At 44.7% G+C, this 21,177-nt stretch carries 22 protein-coding genes and 3 tRNA genes; 20 read left to right on the plus strand and 5 right to left on the minus strand.

Going from position 1 to position 21,177, the window contains the following annotated elements:
• The first annotated feature begins 19 nt into the window (after window positions 1-19).
• The 4 genes from gyrB (at window position 20) to AC9UC2_RS01130 (ending at window position 4,748) form a co-directional block, all read left to right on the plus strand.
• Window positions 20-1,975, plus strand: a complete 1,956-nt coding sequence (gene gyrB, locus AC9UC2_RS01115) for a DNA topoisomerase (ATP-hydrolyzing) subunit B (RefSeq protein WP_509524252.1) — start codon at window positions 20-22, stop codon at window positions 1,973-1,975.
• A complete protein-coding gene (gene gyrA / locus AC9UC2_RS01120) occupies window positions 1,975-4,470 on the plus strand; it encodes a DNA gyrase subunit A (protein ID WP_509524254.1) in 2,496 nt (831 codons plus the stop codon). Before gyrB ends, gyrA begins: the two co-directional genes overlap by 1 nt.
• A gap of 117 nt (window positions 4,471-4,587) precedes the next feature.
• A tRNA-Ile gene (locus AC9UC2_RS01125) sits at window positions 4,588-4,662 on the plus strand.
• Window positions 4,663-4,675: 13 nt separating this feature from the next.
• A tRNA-Ala gene (locus AC9UC2_RS01130) sits at window positions 4,676-4,748 on the plus strand.
• Between the two features lie 24 nt (window positions 4,749-4,772).
• Here AC9UC2_RS01130 and AC9UC2_RS01135 read toward each other — a convergent pair.
• Window positions 4,773-5,741, minus strand: coding sequence for a sodium-dependent bicarbonate transport family permease (locus AC9UC2_RS01135; protein WP_509524257.1), 969 nt, complete (start codon window positions 5,739-5,741; stop codon window positions 4,773-4,775).
• A 56-nt stretch (window positions 5,742-5,797) separates the two neighbouring features.
• Between AC9UC2_RS01135 and AC9UC2_RS01140 the strand changes: the two genes are divergently transcribed.
• Genes AC9UC2_RS01140 through AC9UC2_RS01155 form a run of 4 tightly spaced genes read left to right on the plus strand, consistent with a single transcriptional unit; the run spans window position 5,798 to window position 8,013 of the window.
• On the plus strand, window positions 5,798-6,085 hold the full coding sequence (locus tag AC9UC2_RS01140) for a helix-turn-helix transcriptional regulator (protein WP_509524260.1): 288 nt from the start codon (window positions 5,798-5,800) through the stop codon (window positions 6,083-6,085).
• Window positions 6,082-6,927, plus strand: a complete 846-nt coding sequence (locus AC9UC2_RS01145) for a DUF6671 family protein (protein ID WP_509524262.1) — start codon at window positions 6,082-6,084, stop codon at window positions 6,925-6,927. The genes AC9UC2_RS01140 and AC9UC2_RS01145 overlap by 4 nt, the downstream gene beginning before the upstream one ends.
• Window positions 6,928-6,959: 32 nt before the next feature.
• Window positions 6,960-7,472, plus strand: a complete 513-nt coding sequence (locus AC9UC2_RS01150; RefSeq protein ID WP_509524265.1) for a peptidylprolyl isomerase — start codon at window positions 6,960-6,962, stop codon at window positions 7,470-7,472.
• On the plus strand, window positions 7,465-8,013 hold the full coding sequence (locus AC9UC2_RS01155; RefSeq protein ID WP_509524268.1) for a rhomboid family intramembrane serine protease: 549 nt from the start codon (window positions 7,465-7,467) through the stop codon (window positions 8,011-8,013). Before AC9UC2_RS01150 ends, AC9UC2_RS01155 begins: the two co-directional genes overlap by 8 nt.
• Before the next feature lie 49 nt (window positions 8,014-8,062).
• Here the strand turns inward: AC9UC2_RS01155 and AC9UC2_RS01160 are convergent, their stop codons facing one another.
• The gene (locus tag AC9UC2_RS01160) at window positions 8,063-8,347 is read right to left on the minus strand and encodes a cell division protein CrgA (RefSeq protein WP_509524271.1); all 285 of its coding nucleotides are present in this window, start codon (window positions 8,345-8,347) and stop codon (window positions 8,063-8,065) included.
• Here AC9UC2_RS01160 and AC9UC2_RS01165 point away from each other — a divergent pair.
• Window positions 8,346-8,990 (plus strand): aminodeoxychorismate/anthranilate synthase component II, encoded by a 645-nt coding sequence (locus AC9UC2_RS01165; RefSeq protein WP_509524274.1) that lies wholly within the window; start codon window positions 8,346-8,348, stop codon window positions 8,988-8,990. The two genes, AC9UC2_RS01160 and AC9UC2_RS01165, sit on opposite strands and share 2 nt — an antisense overlap.
• 1 nt (window position 8,991) lies before the next feature.
• Here AC9UC2_RS01165 and AC9UC2_RS01170 read toward each other — a convergent pair whose 3' ends face one another.
• Both AC9UC2_RS01170 and AC9UC2_RS01175 read right to left on the minus strand, forming a co-directional pair.
• Window positions 8,992-10,542, minus strand: a complete 1,551-nt coding sequence (locus AC9UC2_RS01170) for a protein kinase domain-containing protein (RefSeq protein ID WP_509524277.1) — start codon at window positions 10,540-10,542, stop codon at window positions 8,992-8,994.
• Complete coding sequence (locus tag AC9UC2_RS01175) at window positions 10,535-11,311, minus strand: PP2C family protein-serine/threonine phosphatase (RefSeq protein ID WP_509524280.1); 777 nt, start codon at window positions 11,309-11,311, stop codon at window positions 10,535-10,537. The genes AC9UC2_RS01170 and AC9UC2_RS01175 overlap by 8 nt, the downstream gene beginning before the upstream one ends.
• 31 nt (window positions 11,312-11,342) lie before the next feature.
• Here AC9UC2_RS01175 and AC9UC2_RS01180 point away from each other — a divergent pair, with 31 nt between their 5' ends.
• The 11 genes from AC9UC2_RS01180 (at window position 11,343) to AC9UC2_RS01230 (ending at window position 19,708) form a co-directional block, all read left to right on the plus strand.
• Window positions 11,343-12,020, plus strand: coding sequence for a glycerophosphodiester phosphodiesterase (locus AC9UC2_RS01180; protein WP_509524283.1), 678 nt, complete (start codon window positions 11,343-11,345; stop codon window positions 12,018-12,020).
• A 3-nt stretch (window positions 12,021-12,023) separates the two neighbouring features.
• A complete protein-coding gene (gene pheA, locus AC9UC2_RS01185) occupies window positions 12,024-12,854 on the plus strand; it encodes a prephenate dehydratase (protein WP_509524285.1) in 831 nt (276 codons plus the stop codon).
• Window positions 12,851-14,110, plus strand: coding sequence for a serine--tRNA ligase (gene serS / locus AC9UC2_RS01190; RefSeq protein WP_509524288.1), 1,260 nt, complete (start codon window positions 12,851-12,853; stop codon window positions 14,108-14,110). Before pheA ends, serS begins: the two co-directional genes overlap by 4 nt.
• Window positions 14,107-14,919 carry an HAD-IIB family hydrolase gene (locus tag AC9UC2_RS01195; protein ID WP_509524290.1) on the plus strand — a complete coding sequence of 271 codons (813 nt, stop codon included), beginning with the start codon at window positions 14,107-14,109 and terminating at the stop codon, window positions 14,917-14,919. The genes serS and AC9UC2_RS01195 overlap by 4 nt, the downstream gene beginning before the upstream one ends.
• A gap of 49 nt (window positions 14,920-14,968) precedes the next feature.
• Window positions 14,969-15,054, plus strand: a tRNA-Ser gene (locus tag AC9UC2_RS01200).
• A gap of 148 nt (window positions 15,055-15,202) precedes the next feature.
• Window positions 15,203-16,009 carry a succinate dehydrogenase subunit SdhC gene (sdhC, locus tag AC9UC2_RS01205; protein WP_509524292.1) on the plus strand — a complete coding sequence of 269 codons (807 nt, stop codon included), beginning with the start codon at window positions 15,203-15,205 and terminating at the stop codon, window positions 16,007-16,009.
• 14 nt (window positions 16,010-16,023) lie between these two features.
• A complete protein-coding gene (locus AC9UC2_RS01210) occupies window positions 16,024-17,904 on the plus strand; it encodes a fumarate reductase/succinate dehydrogenase flavoprotein subunit (protein WP_509524295.1) in 1,881 nt (626 codons plus the stop codon).
• Window positions 17,904-18,662, plus strand: coding sequence for a succinate dehydrogenase/fumarate reductase iron-sulfur subunit (locus AC9UC2_RS01215; RefSeq protein WP_509524298.1), 759 nt, complete (start codon window positions 17,904-17,906; stop codon window positions 18,660-18,662). The genes AC9UC2_RS01210 and AC9UC2_RS01215 overlap by 1 nt, the downstream gene beginning before the upstream one ends.
• Window positions 18,663-18,669: 7 nt before the next feature.
• A complete protein-coding gene (locus tag AC9UC2_RS01220; protein WP_509524301.1) occupies window positions 18,670-19,023 on the plus strand; it encodes a phage holin family protein in 354 nt (117 codons plus the stop codon).
• Window positions 19,020-19,373, plus strand: coding sequence for a fluoride efflux transporter FluC (locus AC9UC2_RS01225; protein WP_509524718.1), 354 nt, complete (start codon window positions 19,020-19,022; stop codon window positions 19,371-19,373). Before AC9UC2_RS01220 ends, AC9UC2_RS01225 begins: the two co-directional genes overlap by 4 nt.
• The gene (locus tag AC9UC2_RS01230) at window positions 19,370-19,708 is read left to right on the plus strand and encodes a fluoride efflux transporter FluC (protein ID WP_509524303.1); all 339 of its coding nucleotides are present in this window, start codon (window positions 19,370-19,372) and stop codon (window positions 19,706-19,708) included. Before AC9UC2_RS01225 ends, AC9UC2_RS01230 begins: the two co-directional genes overlap by 4 nt.
• On the opposite strand, the gene AC9UC2_RS01235 is transcribed toward AC9UC2_RS01230, so the two are convergent.
• Window positions 19,697-21,139: an aminopeptidase P family protein gene (locus tag AC9UC2_RS01235; RefSeq protein ID WP_509524305.1), complete on the minus strand. Its 1,443-nt coding sequence runs from the start codon at window positions 21,137-21,139 to the stop codon at window positions 19,697-19,699. The genes AC9UC2_RS01230 and AC9UC2_RS01235 overlap by 12 nt on opposite strands.
• Window positions 21,140-21,177 lie beyond the last annotated feature (38 nt).

Below are 21,177 nucleotides of genomic sequence, written 5' to 3' on the forward strand. Positions count from 1 at the left end.
CTAAAGGGAAGGAATAGTGATGGCCGAGAACTCGTATAACGCCTCCAACATCACCGTCCTAGAAGGCTTGGATGCGGTCCGCAAACGCCCAGGCATGTACATCGGATCAACCGGTGAACGCGGGCTACACCACCTGGTCTATGAAGTTGTCGATAACTCAGTCGATGAAGCCCTTGCTGGCCATTGCACCGAAATTAACGTCACCTTGTTAGCTGATGGCGGTCTTGAAGTAATTGATAACGGCCGCGGAATTCCAGTAGATATTCACCCAGTTGAGAAAAAACCAGCACTCGAAGTTGTTCTAACCGTTTTACACGCCGGCGGAAAGTTTGGCGATGGTGGTTATTCAGTGTCCGGTGGTCTACACGGTGTGGGTATCTCAGTTGTAAATGCACTTAGTACAGATCTTTCAGTGATTGTTCAACGCGACGGAAGTTTTTGGTACCAAGATTACAAATTAGGTGTACCAACAACACCAGTACGAAAAGGCGATGCTTCACAATCTAACGGAACAACCGTTAGATTTTGGCCATCCAAGGAAATTTTTGAAACCACTGATTTTTCATTTGAAGTTTTATCAACACGTTTTCGCGAAATGGCTTTTCTTAATAAAGGTTTGATTTTAACTTTGACCGATATGCGCCAAGGCCATGTTGATGAAAAAGGTGAGCAGTTAACGGTTCGCTATCAATACCAAGGCGGAATCTCTGATTTTGTAAAACATCTTAATTCAACCCGTGGTGAAACTCACAAATCAATTATCAACTTTGCATCCGAAGATAAAAAGAACAAAATTGCACTAGAAGTTTCCATGCAATGGAATGCAGGTTTTTCTGAATCTGTTTATACCTTTGCAAACACTATTCACACCCACGAAGGTGGAGCACATGAAGAAGGCTTCCGCACCGCATTAACTTCTATTGTTAACAAGTTCGGCGAAGAACAAGGTTTTATTCGCAAGAAAGAAGATCGCCTAACTGGTGATGATGTACGCGAAGGTCTAACCGCGATTGTTTCAATTAAATTAGCTGAACCTCAATTTGAAGGACAAACAAAAACAAAACTTGGTAACTCCGAAGCAAAAACTTTTACCCAAAAGATTGTTAATGAAGAGTTAACTACTTGGTTTGAGCAAAACCCCGCAGAAGGCAAAGAAATCGTGCGTAAAAGCATTGATGCTGCTGCCGCGCGCGTTGCCGCCCGTAAAGCACGCGATTTAAGCCGCAACCGCAAAGGTTTACTAGAAGGCCGTGGAATGCCCGGCAAACTAGCTGATTGCCAATGGACCGATCCAGTTAAGTGCGAGTTGTATATCGTCGAAGGTGATTCAGCAGGGGGTTCAACAAAGGGTGGACGCGATTCACGTAACCAAGCAGTTCTTCCGATTCGCGGAAAGATTTTAAATGTTGAGAAAGCTCGCATTGACCGCGTACTTCAAAACAATGAAGTTCAAGCGCTAATTACTGCACTCGGTACAGGTGTGCATGATGATTTTGATATCAACAAACTGCGCTATCACAAGATTATTTTGATGGCCGATGCTGATGTTGATGGACAACATATTCGCACATTACTTTTAACTTTGTTATTCCGTTTTATGCGCCCATTGATTGAACAAGGTTTTGTGTACTTCGCTCAACCTCCTTTGTATAAGTTAAAATGGGCCGGAAAAGATCCAATCGAATACGCATTTAGTGATCGCGAACGTGATGGAATGATCGAACTAGGTGTTGCTGCAGGAAAGCGTTTACCTAAAGATGATGGAATCCAACGCTTCAAAGGTCTTGGTGAAATGCCAGCTAAAGAGCTATGGGACACAACAATGGATCCAGAGCACCGCGTCCTTGTGCGCGTAACACTTGATGACGCTGCAGCAGCTGATGATCTGTTTTCTGTATTAATGGGTGAAGATGTAGAAAAGCGCCGCGCATTTATTCAGCGCAACGCTAAGGATGTTAGGTTCTTGGATATCTAATGGATGAACTAAACCCAAACAATCTGGAAAACTTCGACAAGATTGAAACCGTTGATCTACAAGTCGAAATGGCGCGTTCATATCTTGATTACGCGATGTCAGTTATCGTCGGTCGCGCTTTGCCAGATGTTCGAGATGGTTTAAAACCTGTTCATCGCCGTGTTCTTTATGCAATGTATGACGCGGGTTATCGCCCAGATAAGGGTTATTACAAATCTTCACGCATTGTTGGTGACGTTATGGGTAATTACCACCCACACGGTGACACCGCGATTTACGACTCCGTTGTCCGTTTAGCCCAACACTGGTCGCTTCGCTATTTATTAATTGATGGAAACGGAAACTTCGGTTCTCCCGGCAACGATCCAGCTGCAGCAATGCGTTACACAGAGGCGCGTTTATCTCCTATTGCTATGGAGATGATGCGCGACATCGACGAAGACACCGTTAACTTCATCCCTAATTACGATGGTCGATCACAAGAACCAACAGTTTTACCGAGCCGCCTACCAAACCTGCTTGTTAATGGTTCTGCCGGTATTGCAGTTGGAATGGCAACAAATATTCCCCCACATAATCTGCGCGAAATCGGTGAAGCGGTAATTTTCTCACTGGAACACCCAGAGATGAAGCAGGATGAGTTGCTAAATAGCCTGATCAAGATTGTTAAAGGTCCAGATTTTCCAACCAAGGCTTTAATTGTTGGCCGCATGGGAATCGAAGAGGCATATCGAACTGGCCGTGGATCGATCACAATGCGCGCAGTTGTTCAGGTTGAAGAAATCAACAAGCGCACATGTTTAGTTATTAGTGAACTTCCATATCAAGTTAACCCAGACAATCTTGCATTAAAGATTGCAGAGTTGGTTAAAGATGGAAAAATTAAAGGAATCGCAGATGTTCGCGATGAAGGAAATGAACGTCTTGGTCAACGTTTAGTAATTGTCTTACAACAATCGGCTATTCCAAAAGTAATTCTTAATAACCTTTACAAGCAGACACAATTGCAGGACACATTTGGTGCGAACATGTTGGCACTAGTTGATGGTGTCCCTCGTACCTTGCGCCTTGATGAATTCATTCGCTACTACATCGAACACCAAGTCGAAGTAATTGTTCGCCGCACCAAGTACCGTTTAGCGGAAAAAGAAAAACGCGCACATATTTTGCAAGGCTATCTAAAAGCACTTGATGCACTAGATGCGGTTATCGCATTAATCCGTGCATCAACCACCCCCGAAGAAGCCCGTACTGGTTTGATGAAGTTGTTATCTGTTGATGAAATTCAAGCAAACGCTATTTTGGATATGCAATTGCGTCGTATTGCAGCTTTGGAACGCCAGAAGATCAATGATGAATACGACGGTTTAATGGCTGACATCGTTGAACTGAACAAGATTCTGGTCAGCCCTGAAAAACAACGCGAAATTGTTAAGACAGAGCTTGCAGATTTGGTTGCAAAGTACGGGGATGAACGCCGCACACAAATCATTGCAAGCGAAGGTGATTTCAGCGCCGAAGATTTAATTCCTGATCAAGATGTTGTTGTAACTATTACCCGCGGCGGGTATTCAAAGCGCACCATGGCTGATCTTTACCGATCACAACGCCGTGGTGGCCGTGGTGTTAAGGGCGCAGCACTTAAAGAAGATGATGTTGTAGATCATTTCTTTGTTGCCTCTACCCACGACTGGTTGTTGTTCTTTACTAACCAAGGTCGTGTCTATCGCGCAAAGGTTCATGAGTTACCAGATGCAGGTCGCGATGCGCGCGGACAACACGTTGCTAACTTGATGGCATTTAAACCAGATGAGAAAATTGCCGAAGTTTTGTCATTAAAGGATTACACAATTTCTCCGTATCTTGTTCTTGCAACTCGCAACGGATTAGTCAAGAAGACACCTTTAAGTGAATATGACTCACCACGCACAGGCGGATTAATTGCAATTACATTAAAACCAGGCGATGAAGTTGTTTCTGCATCATTAATCAATTCAGATGATGAATTACTTCTTGTGTCAACAAAAGGAATGTCATTGCGGTTTACTGCAGATGATGAATCACTTCGTTCAATGGGCCGTTCCACAAGTGGTGTTATCGGAATGAAATTCCGCGCAGGAGATGATTTGTTAACAATGGCACGCGTTAATGCCGATCTTGCAAAGGATTCATTTGTATTTACAGCTACCGATGGTGGTTATGGAAAGAAGACTCCAATTGATGAGTATCGATTGCAGGGTCGTGGCGGAATTGGAATTAAAGCCGCCAAAATTGATGAGAATTCACGTGGATCCCTTGTTAGCGCATTGGTTCTTCGTGATGAGGATGAGATCCTTGCGATCACTTCCGCGGGAACTGTCATGAGAACCCCTGCAGCCGAGGTCCGTCAGACTGGCCGCGACAGTATGGGTGTGCGCTTGGTAAACCTTGATGAAGGTGTGAGCCTGTTATCAGTGACCAAGAATGGCGAAGATGAGATTTCCGCGAAAAGTTAGTATGGTTCGCATCCTGAGTTAAACGCTCTAATTTCCAACGGGTTACGCTCGTTTTGGGAGTTAGTGAAGTTCAAGGTAATCTTGGCACTTCGCGCAATAAAGAGAAATCTTTGCTGCGGGCCCATAGCTCAGCCTGGTTAGAGCGCTTCCCTGATAAGGAAGAGGTCGGTGGTTCAAGTCCACCTGGGCCCACCCGTTCTAATACGGGGACCTAGCTCAATTGGTAGAGCACCGCCTTTGCAAGGCGGGGGTTAGGGGTTCGATTCCCCTGGTCTCCACAATAGTTCCATTTAGTAAATGATCTAGAAAGTACTTAAAAATTCCGCAACTTTGAAATATACCGGAATTCCAATTATCAAGTTAAATGGAAAAGTAACTCCAATACTCGACATCAACGCAACTGTCGCATTGGCTTTTGGAAGGGCAACATGGACCGCTGCAGGTGCGGCGATATACGAAGCGCTCGCACACAAAACTCCAAGAATTGTAGATCCGCCAATTGACATTCCAATTGCAGTTCCAGCAAAGACGCCAAGTACGCCAATAATTAAAGGGAACAAAAGACCAAAAACAATTAAAGGTTTTCCAACCTTTCGAACCTCTGAAAAATTAAACCCTGCCAAGTAACCAAGATGCAGAAGAAATAACACTAAGAAGCCACTGAGTAGACCACCAAAAAAAGGATTAACTTTGTCATACCCTTCATTAGTTGAGACAGCGCCAATAAACAAACCGCCGCACAACAACAAAACAGTTTTTCCCAGCAAAACCTCTTTCAGGGTTTCACTCCATTTAACTTCTGAACCAGGTGTTCTAGAACCAAGATAGATACCAACTATCAAACCAGGAATCTCCATCAGGGTTAGTAAAGCTGGTGCAAAACCTTCGACAAAAATCGAATTACTTTCTAGAAACAAAAGCGCAGCTGAAAAAGTAACCAAAGAGGTAGAACCGTAATGCGCAGCAATAGATCCTCTATCAACCACCGATAAAGTTTTAATTAACTTAAGTGAAAGGTAGGCAAGCACGGGTATCAATGCACCGGCAATTACAGTTGTTACCGCAGGAGCAAAAACTTCTTCCAGAGTCACACTCTTTAATGAATGACCACCCTTAAGTCCAATTCCAAGCAAAAGGTAAATTGAAAGAAACTGGTAGATCTGCTCAGGAACCCGTACATCACTCTTTACACGCGCAGCCAGAAAACCGAAGGCAAAAGCAAGCACGCCCACAGATACAAGGTTGGAAAAAGCTAAATCCCATGAACTCATAACCCAAACATACATGAAGTTTAATTCATGAGTCAAATCTCATGTATAATCGGGCCATGGCAACAACCCAAGCATCATGGACATTTCTCTCAAATCACGGGCACATTCTGGTGCACATTAACCGCAACCCTGATTCGAAAATAAAAGAAATAGCAGAAGCTGTAGGAATCACCGAACGCAGCGCACTTTCAATTTTGTCTGATTTAGAAACCGGTGGCTATATCTCAATCGAAAGAATTGGCCGACGAAACAGTTATCGCGTGAATACAAATAAAAGTTTTAGGCACCCCATGGAAGCGCAACAACCAATCAGCGCGCTGTTGAGGATATTTTCAAAAAAGTGAGCCCAGTTAAGAGCCGATACAACTCGCGGCTAGTTGTTATGCCGACAAAGCATGACAAAGCTAAGTTGGTTACCAAACACTTCAATGATGTTTTGGCCATGCAAGTACAAGAGGTTGTAGTTGATACCGACATTTTCGGAACATTCACTGGAGAAATCGAAAGAGTTGGAACACCGCTTGAAACCGCGATTAAGAAAGCAAGACTAGGGATTGAGACCACAGGTAATCCCTATGCAATCGCATCTGAAGGAAGTGTTGGTCCAGACCCATTGTTTGGGTTTATAAATGCAAACATCGAAACAATGGTTTTCATCGATGATGAGTTAGAGATCCAAGTTCAAGAAACAATCAAATCTAACGAAATTGTTGCTTTCACAACCAACACTTTAAAGATGGATCTAGGTGCCTTTTTAAAGAAAGCAGATTTTCCAAACCATGCATTAATTGTTAAACCACAGCACGGAACGGGTGCGGTAAAAGGTGTACGCACAATACAAGAGCTAGAAGATGCAATTTTAAAAGCGCGAGATGCATCATCAGATGGCGAAGCGATCATTGAAAGTGATTTGCGTGCAATGTCTTCGCCATCTAGACAGAAAAACATTTCAAATGTTGCACTTAAATTAGTTCAGCGGTTGTCCCACGTCTGCCCGCAATGCCTAACACCAGGTTGGGGGTTAACAAGTTTTGTCCGGGGTGTTGAGTGTTCGCAGTGTGGCGACGTATCAGAAGAGGCCATCAAGCAAGAGATTTTGGGTTGTGTTAAGTGTGAATACACCGCATTTGGCGCTGTGATCAATGTGACTTTAGATCCAGCTCGTTGCATGAGTTGCAACCCGTAAAAAATTCTGGATCTTTAGCGTAATCTACCGCCATGACTTCAACAGCGACCCTTCACACATCACTCGGTGACATTGTTATCGAACTATTCCCAAACCATGCACCAAAGACAGTTGCAAACTTTGTCGAACTAGCAACTGGCGCAAAAGAGTGGACAGATCCACGCACAGGTGACAAGACAACTGCGAAGTTGTACGACGGAACAATTTTTCACCGCGTCATTGACGGTTTTATGATTCAAGGTGGAGACCCACTAGGTCGCGGCACAGGTGGACCTGGCTACCGTTTCGCAGATGAATTCCATGGCGAACTGACTTTTGATCGTCCATACATTCTTGCAATGGCAAATTCAGGACCTGGAACCAATGGTTCACAGTTCTTTATTACTGTTGCCCCAACAACATGGTTAAACCGCAAGCACAGCATTTTTGGTGAAGTTAAAGATGCAGCTAGCCAAGCGGTTGTAGATGCAATTGCAACAGCAAAGACTGGCGCACAGGACAAGCCAGCAACTGACATCACAATCAACAGCGTTACAGTTGCTTAAACGTTCTGCTACTTATTCGTTAATCGCAGTTATCTGCGGTGCTTATCTGTTGCAAATGGTTGTTCCATCTTTACAACAACAATTGTGGCTACCAAGTTTCCAGTATTTGCAATTAACTAATGAGTGGTATCGACTTTTCACGGTTGCACTTACACATGGTGGAATCTTGCACCTGGGATTCAACATGTATTCCTTGATGGTTTTAGGTAATCCACTTGAAGCTGCATATGGAAAACAAAAGTTTTTGATTGTTTTCTTTTTCTCATTGTTAACCGGTTCATTGACTTCGGCTTACTTCGCATCCTTATATAGCGCTTCAGTTGGCGCATCAGGTGCGATCTTTGGTTTGTTCGGCGCGTTAGCCATCGTTGGGCTCAACTCTAAAAATTTGGAAATCGGGGTGGATTTTCGCTCCATTGTTGTGATTATCGGAATCAACTTTGCATTTGGTTTTGCCATGGGTGGAGTTGATTGGCGTGCACACTTAGGTGGATTAATCGGTGGGGTAGTAGCTGCCCAGTTAGTTATGGTCCGTCGGTAAGTTATCCACAGGTTTTACCCACATTGTGGATCGAATTACAACGGTGTAATTAACGCCATCTAGTAGCTAGCGAGAAGCCCACACCAATAAAGCTAAAACCAACGATCATGTTCCATGCACCGATACCCGGGATTGGGTACTGGGTCTGGGTCACATAGAAGGTCACAATCCAGAATAAGCCGATCAAAAAGGCTGCAACCATGGTTGGAGCTAGCCAGCGTGGGCTCTCCAAAGGAACATGGGGGGTCTGGACATCAACCTCTTGGTCGTGAGCGCGCTGCTCGGTGACCTTTTTACGTAGCTTTGATTTAGGCATACGCGAAAGATACACCATGAGACAGAATGCTCCTATGGCCACCAAGATTCTTGTCGTCGATAACTATGACTCTTTCGTCTTTAACTTGGTGCAGTATTTGCAGCAATTGGGTGCTGAATGCACCGTGGTTCGAAACGACGCGGTGGCCGCGGCCGAAGCATCCAAGTACGACGGGGTGCTTATCTCTCCAGGACCCGGGACCCCAGAAAAAGCAGGCATCTCCGTTGAGATGATCAAGTACTGCGCCCAGCACTCGATTCCACTGTTTGGTGTTTGTCTCGGACATCAAGCGATCGGTGTTGCATTTGGTGCAACGGTTTTACGCGCACCAGAACTTTTGCATGGAAAAACTTCACTTGTGTATCATAAACAAGAAGGTGTTTTGGCTGATATTCCATCACCATTTACCGCAACCCGTTATCACTCATTGTGTGTTGAAAAAGATTCAGTTCCAAATACGTTACACATCACTGGATCAACTGATTCTGGTTTAGTGATGTCAATGCAACACACAACACTTCCGATTCAAGGTGTGCAGTTCCATCCAGAATCAGTGTTAACTGAACACGGACACCAAATGCTAGCTAACTGGTTAGTGATGTGTGGAGATAAAGGCGCTCGCGAAAAAGCAGTTGGATTATCTCCAGTAGTTCACCGTTAAATTATGGCGCTTTATTAATAGTAATTGTTACTGATTTACCAATGGTTTGCGTTGTTCCACCATCTGGAGCTTGACGAATAACAACACCTATTGGCTGATTAGCATCGTAACCTTCTACTTCGCGAACCAAGAAACCTGCTTGCACTAAAATTGTTTTTGCTTGCAAAGCTTCAATGCCAATTAATGATGGAACACTTACTTCTCCGCTAGCAATTTGCAAAACAACTCCACTACCAGCGGTAATTGTTGAACCTGGTTCTGGAGTTACCTTTAGAACCGTTCCTTGTAATTCATCCGATGGGACCGCCTCTGTTGCTGCAACAACTAATCCAACTGATGCCAGCGCATTACGTGCATCCAAAAGCGACATGCCCACTAAATCGATTGGTACTGCAGAAGTACCAGGACCATCTGAAATAACTAATACAACACCTGAACCCTTTTGAACTCTGGTAGTTGCTAATGGAGATTGACTTGCAACACGATCTTTAGGGATTCTTCCATCGTATGCTCGAGTAATTGTCACAACATAATCACCCAATAATGCTTTTGCTTCGACTTCGGTTAAACCAACAACATTTGGAAGCTGTGGCAGGTTGGATGTAGCAACGTCGGGGCGCGTAAGAAACACACCTGCCACAAGCAATGCGGCAGCAGCAACACCACTAATTGCCCCAATTAATACTTTGCGTCTAGAGACAGGCTGCTTTGCAATCTTTGTGGTGACAACCTCGCCGGTTTTAATCTTGTAAAGGTCATCCAACATTAATCCCGCAGATTGATATCGATCATCTGGATTCTTAGCCAATGCAACAGTTAATAATGTGTCGATACCTGCAGGAAGTTCGGGAACAATTGAACTTGGAGCAACTAAAACCCCAGAGACGTGTTGATATGCAATAGACACAGGTGTCTCGCCAGTAAATGGTGGTTTACCCGTTAACACTTCATATAACAAACAACCAGTTGAATAAATATCACTTCGCAGGTCTGCAACTTCGCCCAATGCTTGTTCTGGAGATAAATACTGCGCAGTTCCAACAACATTCCACGTGCTGGTAAGGGTTGCACCTAAATCGGCTAAAGCTCGAGCGATACCAAAATCCATCACCTTTACATCACCATTGTCGGTGATCATGATGTTTGCAGGTTTGATATCTCGGTGAACAATCCCGCTGTGGTGCGAATACTCAAGTGCAGCAAGAATTCCTTCACCAATTTCAAGTGCGCGCTTTAAAGGGACTCGCTCACCTTTATGAATTAATTCGCGAAGGGTGTGACCTGAAATCAACTCCATAACTATGTATGGCGCAGGCTCTTCTCCTGAATCGTAAACGGCAACAATTCCTGGGTGATTAAGCGCAGCTGCAGCAAGCGCTTCTTTGCGAAAGCGCGCAACAAAAGATGGATCTCGGGCTAAATCACTACGCAAAACTTTAACCGCAACTTGTCGTGCTAACCGCGTATCTTCGGCGACATAAACATCAGCCATTCCGCCGGTGCCAATCATTTCGCCTAATTTGTAACGACCACCAAGCAGCGAATTAATCATGAGCTGCTCCTATCAATGATGGTGTTGTTTTGGCCTCATCTGAAATATCAGCGATAAGTACAGTGACATTATCAGGTGCTCCGTTGACATATGTTGCGTCAACTAAAAACTTAACAGCTTCATCTTTATTAGATTTCTTTAAACCTATTTTGATCTCTTTTTCCGTCAAAACCCCCGATAAACCATCTGAACACAGTAGGTATCGGTCGCCTTTCTTGATTTCATACATCTGAAGGACTGGTGTTACATCTCCGTCACCGCGCAGTGCCTGAGTCAGCATTGAACGCTGTGGATGTTCAACCGCTTCGGCCTGTGAAATAGCTCCTTGATCAAGCAACTCCTGGATAACAGTATGGTCGTTACTCAATTGTTCTAAGGTGTTTCCACGTAAGCGATAACAGCGTGAATCACCAACATGTAGCAAAGAGATGTACTTGTCACGAATAAGTAACGCGGTCAGCGTTGTCCCCATTCCACGCTTATCAGTATCTTCATCAGTAACTACAGAAATTTCTGAATCAATACTGTGCAAGGAATGCATTAAAAGATCTTCAACAGAGTCTTCATCTATCTCAGTTGAGATCAAAGAAGGAACAAGAGACTGCAAGACCTGAACCGCAATTCGAGATGCAACCTCACCAGCGGCGTGACCACCCATTCCATCTGCAACGGCAATCAATTGCGGGGAAACAAAACCAGAGTCTTCATTTCCTTGTCGCACTAACCCAATAGCCGAACGCGCCGATGTTTCAAAAAAGTGTGCGCTCATAGTTCTAAGAGTATCGGTGTAACCTTCAAAGGTGAAGATTTACGCCCACCGCGGATCCTCAAAACAACACCCAGAATTAACTGTGGCTGCCTATAAAGCCGCCATTGATGACGGGGCAGATGGTTTTGAATGTGATGTTCGATTAACCAAAGACAACCAATTATTGCTCTGGCATGACGCAGATATGCAACGTATTGCAGGAAACCCAGCACGCATCGCCGACATAAGCTTTTCAGAAATCAAAAGGCTGTACCCGCAAGCTATGAGTTTAGAAGAGTTATTGATTCTGGCGCGAGATAACAAAAGAGAGTTAGCAATTGAAACTAAACATCCAGTACCAACTGGAAGCGCGGTGGAAAAGAAAGTCATGGAGTTACTACAACAAGAAAAACAAGTTGCCCAGATTTCTCTGATGTCATTTTCATGGCTAGCTCTAGAAAATATTCGAAAGATAAATCCGGATCAACAAACCGTAGCTTTGCTTCACGATAAGTTTTCATTTGCGATGCGTAGATTTACTTCTGCGCAAGTTATTGGCCCTGGAATTTCTGCCTTCAGAAAAAAACCACATTTGAATCAGGATCCACGCAAACTCTTTGTTTGGACCGTTGATGATGCCGACGATATGCGCTTTTGCGCTGATAACGGTGTGGATGTCTTGATCACCAATACCCCGTCATATGCGAGGTCTGTACTCGGGTACCATTAGCAAGTGAGTACATACGCCTATCTCGGTCCTAAGGGAACATTTACGGAGGCGGCTCTTAAAAAGATCACTTCTTCTAATGATCGCCTGATGCCTTATGCAAACGTCACCGCAGCACTGGATGCAGTTCGTTTAGGTAAAGCCCATTTTGCTTTAGTCCCTATTGAAAATTCAGTCGAAGGTGTTGTTGCCCGCACACTTGATGAACTTGCAACCGGTGAGCCACTTACAATCGTTGGAGAAGTAACTTTGCCAGTCTCTTTCGCTTTAATGATTAAAGGCGATGACAAAGAGATTTTGCGGATTGCAACCCATCCTCACGCAGAAGCACAATGCCGCAACTATGTTGCACAGCATTACCCAGATGCAGAACTGATTTCTACCGCATCAACTGCTGCTGCAGCCGAAGCGATTTCACGTGGCGAATTTGATGCAGCGATTGCCGCGCCAGTAGCTGCGGCTCATTACGGACTTCGCGTCATTGCAGACAACATCGGTGACAACATCGGCGCAATCACACGCTTTATTTTGGTTTCAAAGCCAGGCACCATCCCAAAGAACACAGGGTGGGATCGCACCTCTCTTGCAGTCTTTATTGCAATGGATCACGCGGGAGCATTGCTGGATATTTTGACTGAGTTCGCTAAGCGCGACGTCAACCTTACTTTTATTCAATCACGTCCAACTGGATTAGAACTTGGCCATTACCATTTTATTATTGATGCTGAGGGCCACATCGCAGATGCACCAGTGAAGGAGGCAGTAGAAAGCCTTCGAGCAATCTGCGAAGACATCCGATTCCTTGGCTCATACCCACGAGAAAAGGCAAGTAAATGATCGACATCAAGTACTTACGCGAAAACCCAGACGCAGTTCGTGCGTCCCAGACTGGTCGCGGCGAAGATGCATCGATTGTTGACAAGGTAATTGCAATTGATGAAGTTCGCCGTGCAGCGATTGAAAAGTTTGAAACTTTACGTGCAGAACAAAACCTTTTATCTAAATCAGTAGGTGCGGCAAAAGGTGATGAGAAAGCTGCGTTGCTAGAGAACGCAAAAGAGCTTGCTACAAAGGTAAAAGAAGCCGATTCAAAGCGCGCAGAGGTTGAAGAACAAAGCAAGCAATTAATCATGCAGCTTTCAAATATTTTAGATCCAGCTGCACCAATTGGTGGCGAAGCAGATTTTGTAGTTATCGAACATATTGGCACTCCTCGCACATTTGATTTCCAACCAAAAGATCACGTCGAACTTGGTAAGTTGTTAGGTGCCATTGATACCGAGCGCGGAGCAAAGGTTGCAGGTTCTCGTTCATATTATTTAACGGGTGTTGGTGCGATGCTGGAATTTGCTTTAGTTAACTACGCAATTTCATCGGCGCTTAAAGCAGGATTTACTCCGGTGATTCCACCAGTACTTGTTAATCCAGCAGCAATGGAAGGAACTGGTTTCCTTGGTCAAGCGGCAGAAAATGTTTATCACCTTGAAAAAGATGATGTGTACTTAGTTGGAACTTCAGAGGTTCCATTAGCTGCAATGCATATGGATGAAGTTTTGCCAGCTGACAAACTTCCGATTCGTTATGCAGGGTATTCATCATGTTTTCGTCGCGAAGCCGGAACATATGGAAAAGACACTCGTGGAATCATTCGAGTTCACCAATTCGACAAAGTTGAAATGTTTTCATTTTGCCATCCAGATCAGGCAAAGGAAGAGCACAAGCGTTTATTGCAATGGGAAAAGGATTTTCTCGATGCGATGGAGATTCCATACCGAGTTATTGATGTGGCATCAGGTGATCTTGGTTCTAGCGCTAATCGCAAGTTTGATATTGAAGCCTGGATACCTACACAAGAGGCCTATCGCGAAGTCACTAGCACCTCTAACTGCACCGAATTTCAGGCACGCCGCTTAAACATTCGATTTAAAGATGCCGATGGAACTAAAGCGGTTGCCACTCTAAATGGCACATTAGTTGCAATCCCGCGCATGATTGTTGCCATTTTAGAAAATCACCAAAATGCAGATGGTTCAGTCAATGTTCCTGCCGCGCTGCAACCATTCCTAGGAACACAACGATTTGAGTTGGTGTGAGTAAGCGCCCTAAATTAATTGCAACAGATCTAGATGGCACGATTGTTTCGCACAAAGGTGTTATTTCCCAAAGAACAATTGATGTCTTTACTCGCGCCAAGGATATGGGCGTTCATGTTTTCTTTGTTACCGGACGTCCGCCACGTTGGATGGGCGAAATTCGCGAAGCTTTTGGTTTCGGCGAAGCGATCTGTTGCAACGGTGCAATGTTGTATGACTTAATGAACGACAAAGTTTTAGAAGAGTGGATGATCTCGATAGAAGATCAATTAGAAGTAGTAAGGCGCATGCGAATTGCAATGCCTGAAATGTCATTTGCTGTCGAATCTAATGATCACTATCACCGCGAAATTGCCTATGTTCCTAAGTGGGATGTTGGTTTAGATAATGTTGGTACAAACAAAATTGAAGATGTCATTAATCGCCCAGCTTTAAAGATTTTGGGAAGATGCAGCAATCATGAATTCACATCAGATGAGATGGTCGAAGTTGCACATCGCGAATTACATGATCTTGTAACTGTCACACATTCAACGTCACGAGATTCACTTATTGAAATCTCTGCACTTAATGTTTCAAAGGGTGCGACCTTAGCGATGATGGCAGGACGTCTTGGATTAACTGCTGATGATTGCGTTTCATTTGGAGACAACCCGAACGACTTTTCAATGCTGCAATGGGCATCTCGTTCCTATGCGATGTCAGATGGACACCCAGCAGCGCCAACTTTTGCCAAAGCGATCGCAGAACCATGTGAAGTCGATGGAGTCGCAAAGATCATCGAACAACTCTTGGAGCTACCCGCCTAAGGTCTGCCTTTTTTTTGCACCTGAGCCATATTCAGGTAATCTCTCCCACGGAGGGCTCGCATAGCGGCCGAGTGCACCGGTCTTGAAAACCGGCAAACGAAAGTTTCGTGGGTTCAAATCCCACGCCCTCCGCCATTTTTCTTAGCCAGGCAGATACCTATCTTTTGTGGCTGAGTTCATACCTTTCAGGCGCGACTACGCCTAGCCACTTTTCGGCCTAAAGAGGACACTTATCCCAGTTGTTTCGCAGTTCCTTTTGAACTAGCTATTAGGGGAGTCGTCAATGTCAGGTGTTTTTTCACCAACACGCGCCAAGATTAAAGAGCGCACACTTCGCACAGATAAGTGGTGGTTAGAACCACTTTTAACTTTTAGCGTACTGATCTCATTCGTTATCTATGCGACCTTCCGCGCTTTCGAGAATAAGTACTACTTTGTTAAAGAGAGCCACCTAATCTCTCCTTTCTATTCTCCGTGTCTTTCAGATAGCTGCGATCCAGGCGCAACAATTGCGAACTTCACACCAGTAAGTTCCCAGATCTTTAACTTTGCTTTATCGCCAGCGCTCATCATTTTGATCTTCCCACTTGGTTTCCGTATGACTTGTTACTACTACCGCAAGTCTTACTACCGTTCATTTTGGATGTCACCGCCAGCATGCGCAGTTGCAGAACCACATAAGACATACACAGGTGAAACTCGTTTCCCATTAATTATTCAAAACTCACACCGCTACTTTTTCTATGCGGGTTTAGTTCTAAACATCATTCTTACTTATGACGCCGTGATCTCTTACCGAAATGCTGCCGGAGAATGGGGCCATATGAGTGTTGGTTCGCTTGTGTTGACCTTAAGTGCTGCGATGTTGTGGCTGTATTCGATGTCATGTCACACATGCCGCCACACAATTGGTGGACGCTTAAAGAATTTTTCAAAGCACCCAATTCGTTACAAGATGTGGTCTTGGGTTTCAGTTCTTAACCACTCACACCAACGTTTTGCGTGGTTCTCACTTGCTGCCGTTGCATTCGCCGATATCTATGTTCGCCAAGTTGCATCTGGCGCATGGACTAACTTCTACTTCTTCTAAAAGGAAAATCGACTATGACACTAGAACGCCATAAATACGATGTCCTGGTAATTGGTGCCGGTGGCGCTGGATTACGTGCAGCTGTAGAAGCTCGCGAAGCAGGCCTACGTGTAGCAATCATTTGTAAATCCCTATTTGGCAAGGCCCACACCGTTATGGCTGAAGGTGGCGCCGCAGCATCAATGGGTAACGTCAATGACAAAGATAATTGGATGGTTCACTTCCGCGACACAATGCGTGGTGGAAAATTCCTTAACCACTTTCGTATGGCAGAACTTCACGCCAAGGAATCACCAGATCGTATTTGGGAACTTGAAGTATGGGGCGCGCTATTTGATCGCACCAAAGAAGGAACAATTTCACAACGTAACTTTGGTGGGCACGAATATCCACGCCTTGCACACGTTGGTGACCGCACAGGACTAGAGCTTATTCGCACAATGCAACAGAAGATTGTTGCTTTGCAACAAAAAGATGGGCGCGATACTGGCGATATGGAAAGCGGAATTAAAGTTTTCGCAGAGCTAACAATCACTGACATCCTAAAAGAGGGTGGCAAGGTTGCTGGTGCATATGGTTACTGGCGCGAAAGCGGCGAAGAAGTTTTGTTTGAAGCACCTGCAGTTGTTATTGCAACTGGTGGAGTTGGAAAAACTTTCAAGATTACTTCTAATTCATGGGAAGGTACTGGTGACGGACATGCACTTGCATTGAAGGCTGGTGCAAACCTTGTTGACATGGAGTTCTTGCAGTTCCACCCAACAGGAATGGTGTGGCCACCATCTGTTCGTGGAATTTTGGTAACTGAATCTGTTCGCGGTGAAGGTGGAGTTTTAACTAACAACCTGGGCGAGCGTTTCATGTTCAAGTACATTCCAGATGTTTTCAAAGATAAGTACGCAGACAACGAAGCAGAAGCAGATCGTTGGTATGAAGATCAGGACAACAACCGTCGTCCACCAGAGCTACTTCCACGCGATGAGGTTGCACGCGCAATCAACAGCGAAGTTAAAGCAGGACGTGGCACCGAACATGGCGGCGTATTCCTTGATGTTTCAAAGCGTCTACCGGCTGAATTAATTAAGAAGCGTCTTCCATCTATGTGGCACCAGTTCTATGAACTAGCCGGCGTAGACATCACCAAGGAGCCAATGGAAGTTGGCCCAACATGTCACTACGTAATGGGTGGCGTTGAAGTAGAGCCAGATACTGCAGCTGCAGTAGGCGTTCCAGGTTTGTTTGCCGCAGGTGAAGTTGCTGGCGGAATGCATGGTTCAAACCGACTTGGCGGAAACTCATTGTCAGATCTTTTGGTGTTTGGTCGTCGCGCAGGAATGGGCGCAGTTGAATACTTAAAGAACAACAAAGCTAATCCAGTCAGTGATGAAACTATTCACGCGGCAGCGGCAAAGATTCAAGCACCATTTGATCGCCAAGGTGGAGAAAATTCTTATTCACTACACGCAGAGCTGCAAGAAGTTACACACAACCTGGTTGGAATTATTCGTACTGGCACCGAACTAAAGGAAGCAATTGCAAAGATTGCAGAGATTAGAAAGCGCAGCGCAAATGTTGCAGTTGCTGGTGGACGTAAGTTCAACCCAGGGTTCCACTTAGCTTTTGATCTAGACAACATGTTGTTAGTTGCAGAATCAACTGCAAAGTCGGCAGACTCTCGTGAGGAATCACGCGGCGGACACACACGTGATGATTTCCCAGGCATGGATAACAAGTGGCGTCAGATCAACCACATCTCATCTTTTGATGGCGAGAAGGTAAATATTCGCAAGCAGTCACTGCCTTCAATGCCAAAGGAACTATTTGATCTCTTTGATATTCACGAGCTGGAGAAATACATGACACCGGATGAAGTTTCGAAAGGCGGTTCCAACTAATGGCGCGCAATATTAAACTTCGCATTTGGCGTGGAGATTCAACCGATGGTGGTCTCAAAGATGTTGTTGTAGAAGCTAACGAAGGTGAAGTAGTCCTAGATGTAATTCACCGCGTTCAAGCAACACAAATGGGCGACTTGGCGGTTCGTTGGAACTGTAAGGCTGGTAAATGTGGATCGTGTTCAATGGAGATCAACGGAAAGCCACGTCTTGCATGTATGACACAGGTTGCATCATTTGGTGAAGAAGAAACAATCACTGTTACCCCACTTCGTGCGTTCCCAATCATCAAAGATCTAGTTACAGATGTCTCTTTTAACTACAAGAAAGCAATGGAAATCCCGGCTTATGAGCACCCTAAGGATCTAGCACCAGGTGAAGCTCGTATGGAGCAGATCGATGTGGAACGCTCACAAGAGTTCCGTAAGTGCATCGAATGTTTCCTTTGCCAAGATGTGTGTCACGTTGTGCGCGACCACGAAGAGAACAAGAAATCATTTGCTGGCCCTCGCTTCTTTATCCGTATCGCAGAGCTAGATATGCACCCATTGGATACTTTGAAGAATCGCAAGAAGACAGCTCAAGAAGAGCACGGTCTTGGAATGTGTAACATCACCAAGTGCTGTACTGAAGTATGTCCTGAGCACATCAAGATCACTGATAACGCAATCATTCCTATGAAGGAGCGCGTGGCAGATATTAAGTACGATCCAGTTCGTTGGCTAGGTTCAAAGATTCGCAAGCGCGAGGGCCTATAATTTCTTCATGAAGTTATTGGTTCGTTGGGGTGCACTTGCTTTATCTTTTTGGGTAGCAACTGCGTTGATTCCAGGAATCGATGTTAAGGGTGGATTTACAACGTACCTATGGGTGGCTTTGTTGTTTGGTTTACTCAACACAACTCTGGGATCCCTGCTCAAACTTTTAACACTTCCTGCAGTAATTTTAACTTTAGGTTTATTTCTTGTCGTAGTTAATGCCGCAATGTTGATGTTAGTTGCGCGTTGGAGCGAGAGTTTAGATATCAATAACTTTTGGTCTGCAGTATTTGCAGCTGTTGTGATTTCTATAGTCACACGCATCGTTTCGAGCTTTGGTAAGAAAGCGTTACCCAACTGAACTCCTTAGCTCTTGTTTCACTTGGCGGTGTCGCCGGAACTTTGGCACGCTATGGAATCGGTGCGTTTTTTCCCGATGATCGGCAAGGAACATTAATAGCAAATGTTGCAGGCGTAACTTTAGCTTCAGCCCTGTTGGTCCTAATGGAACGTCGTGGAATCAGCCAATTACGCTTACTTTTACTGCCTGGGTTTTGCGCAGGTTTTACTACTTTTTCAGCAGTCACCGTGCACGCTCTTGAACCAATTGAAGGTGGAATGCTCTTTCTTGCACAAAACATATTATTTTCATTAATTGCTGTGATTATTGTTCTTCCCTTGGCCCGCAAAGTGATTCCGGTGCGCAGATGAAAACGACACTCATACTTCTAGGAGCTGCAATTGGTGGCTCAATGCGCTTTGTTGTTGACCAAAAGATTCGTTCATATACATCAAAGCCATACGGAATTTTTGCAGTAAATATTCTTGGTTCCTTTCTTTTGGGCCTAACCTATGGAAGAGTCGAAGAAAGTTTTGAGCTATTCGCAATTGGTTTTGCAGGTGCTTTTACAACTTGGTCAACTTTTATGCTCGATATCTATTTAGCCTATGAATTAAAGCGTCACAAAGAAGCAACAATTAATCTTGTGATGTCCCTTGGTTTTGGCTTGTTAGCTGCGTGGATTGGAATCCAATTAGCGCAGTGAAGCCATCCATGCTTCAATCTCATCTGGATGATGCGGAATATGCTCGCTTAAATTCAAGCAACCATCTTCTGTAACAACAACATCATCTTCAATGCGAATACCGATTCCGCGGTATTCAGCTGGAAACAGTTCATCATCAGGCTGGATATATAGACCAGGTTCAACAGTTAAACACATACCTACTTCTAGAATTCCATCGCGATACTGTTCTGCCCGAGCATGAGCACAGTCATGAACATCCATGCCCAACATGTGGCTAACTCCGTGCAAAGTCCAGCGCTTATGTAATCCAACCGCTGGATCCATAATTTCATCAAGACTCATAGTCAGAATTCCCATATCAATCAAACCTTGTGCCAAAACTGTGTGACTAGCCTTGTTGATACTTAAGAACTTTTCACCAGGCTTAACTGCAGCAATTCCAGCCTTTTGAGCCTCATAAACCAGCATGTATAGCGCGCGTTGTGCGGGAGTGAACTTTCCATTAATTGGCAAAGTTCTAGTGATATCTGCCGTGTAATACGAATCAACTTCTACACCAGCATCAAGCAGCAATAGCTCCCCATTTTTTACATCGCCATCGTTGCGATTCCAGTGCAATACACAAGCATGTGAACCAGAAGCTGCAATGGTGTTGTATCCAAGATCGTTGCCTTCAATACGTGCTCGGCCAAAGAATGCAGCTTCAACAACGCGCTCACCACGTGGTGTTGCAACCGCGGCAGGCAGTGCGCGAATTACATCGCTAAAGCCACGATGGGTTGCATCGACAGCCTTTTGCATTTCATTAACTTCGTATTGATCTTTAATAAGTCGAGCAACTGAAACAAATTCAACAAATTCAGCATCGCGTGCATGTTCTTTAACAGTTGCATCAACAATACCGTCAAAGCCACGAAGCGCTGCCGCTTTCTTACCCTTCAAAAACTTTTCAAGCTCAGCAATTTCGCGAACTTCAATTCCGTAACGCTCTGAAGCCTCACCAGTTGTGAAGCGACGGCCAACCCATAGTTCACCATTTTTTGCATCGGTATAAAAAGCAGATGTGTCACGAGTAGAACGTGGATTGATAAACAAAATTGGATTATGACCATCATCGGTTGGATCCATGACTAACACCGAATCAGGATTAGCTTCAACGCCTTGGACACCGGTGTAGTAAGCAAAAGCGGTATGTGGGCGATATAAATAATCGGTGTCATTGCTGCGTTGCTTTGGACCACCACTTGGAAGAACTAAACGAAGACCAGTAAATGCTGCCGATAACTCTGCGCGACGTGCAACACAAAAAGCAATTACCTCATCTTGGGTAATTCCAGTTAAAGGTGTTGGTGCCCATCCGGTTTTCATAAACTCGGCAAACATTTCAGATGGCGCTACGTCATAAACGCGCTTAGCGCCGGTATCTAAAGCTTTATCTGAATTCTCCATATATCTAGCCTACAAGTGCGGGGCTGGCGGGGCCAAAG

The organism is Candidatus Planktophila sp., assembly GCF_036734405.1.
Classification (GTDB): Bacteria; Actinomycetota; Actinomycetes; order Nanopelagicales; family Nanopelagicaceae; genus Planktophila.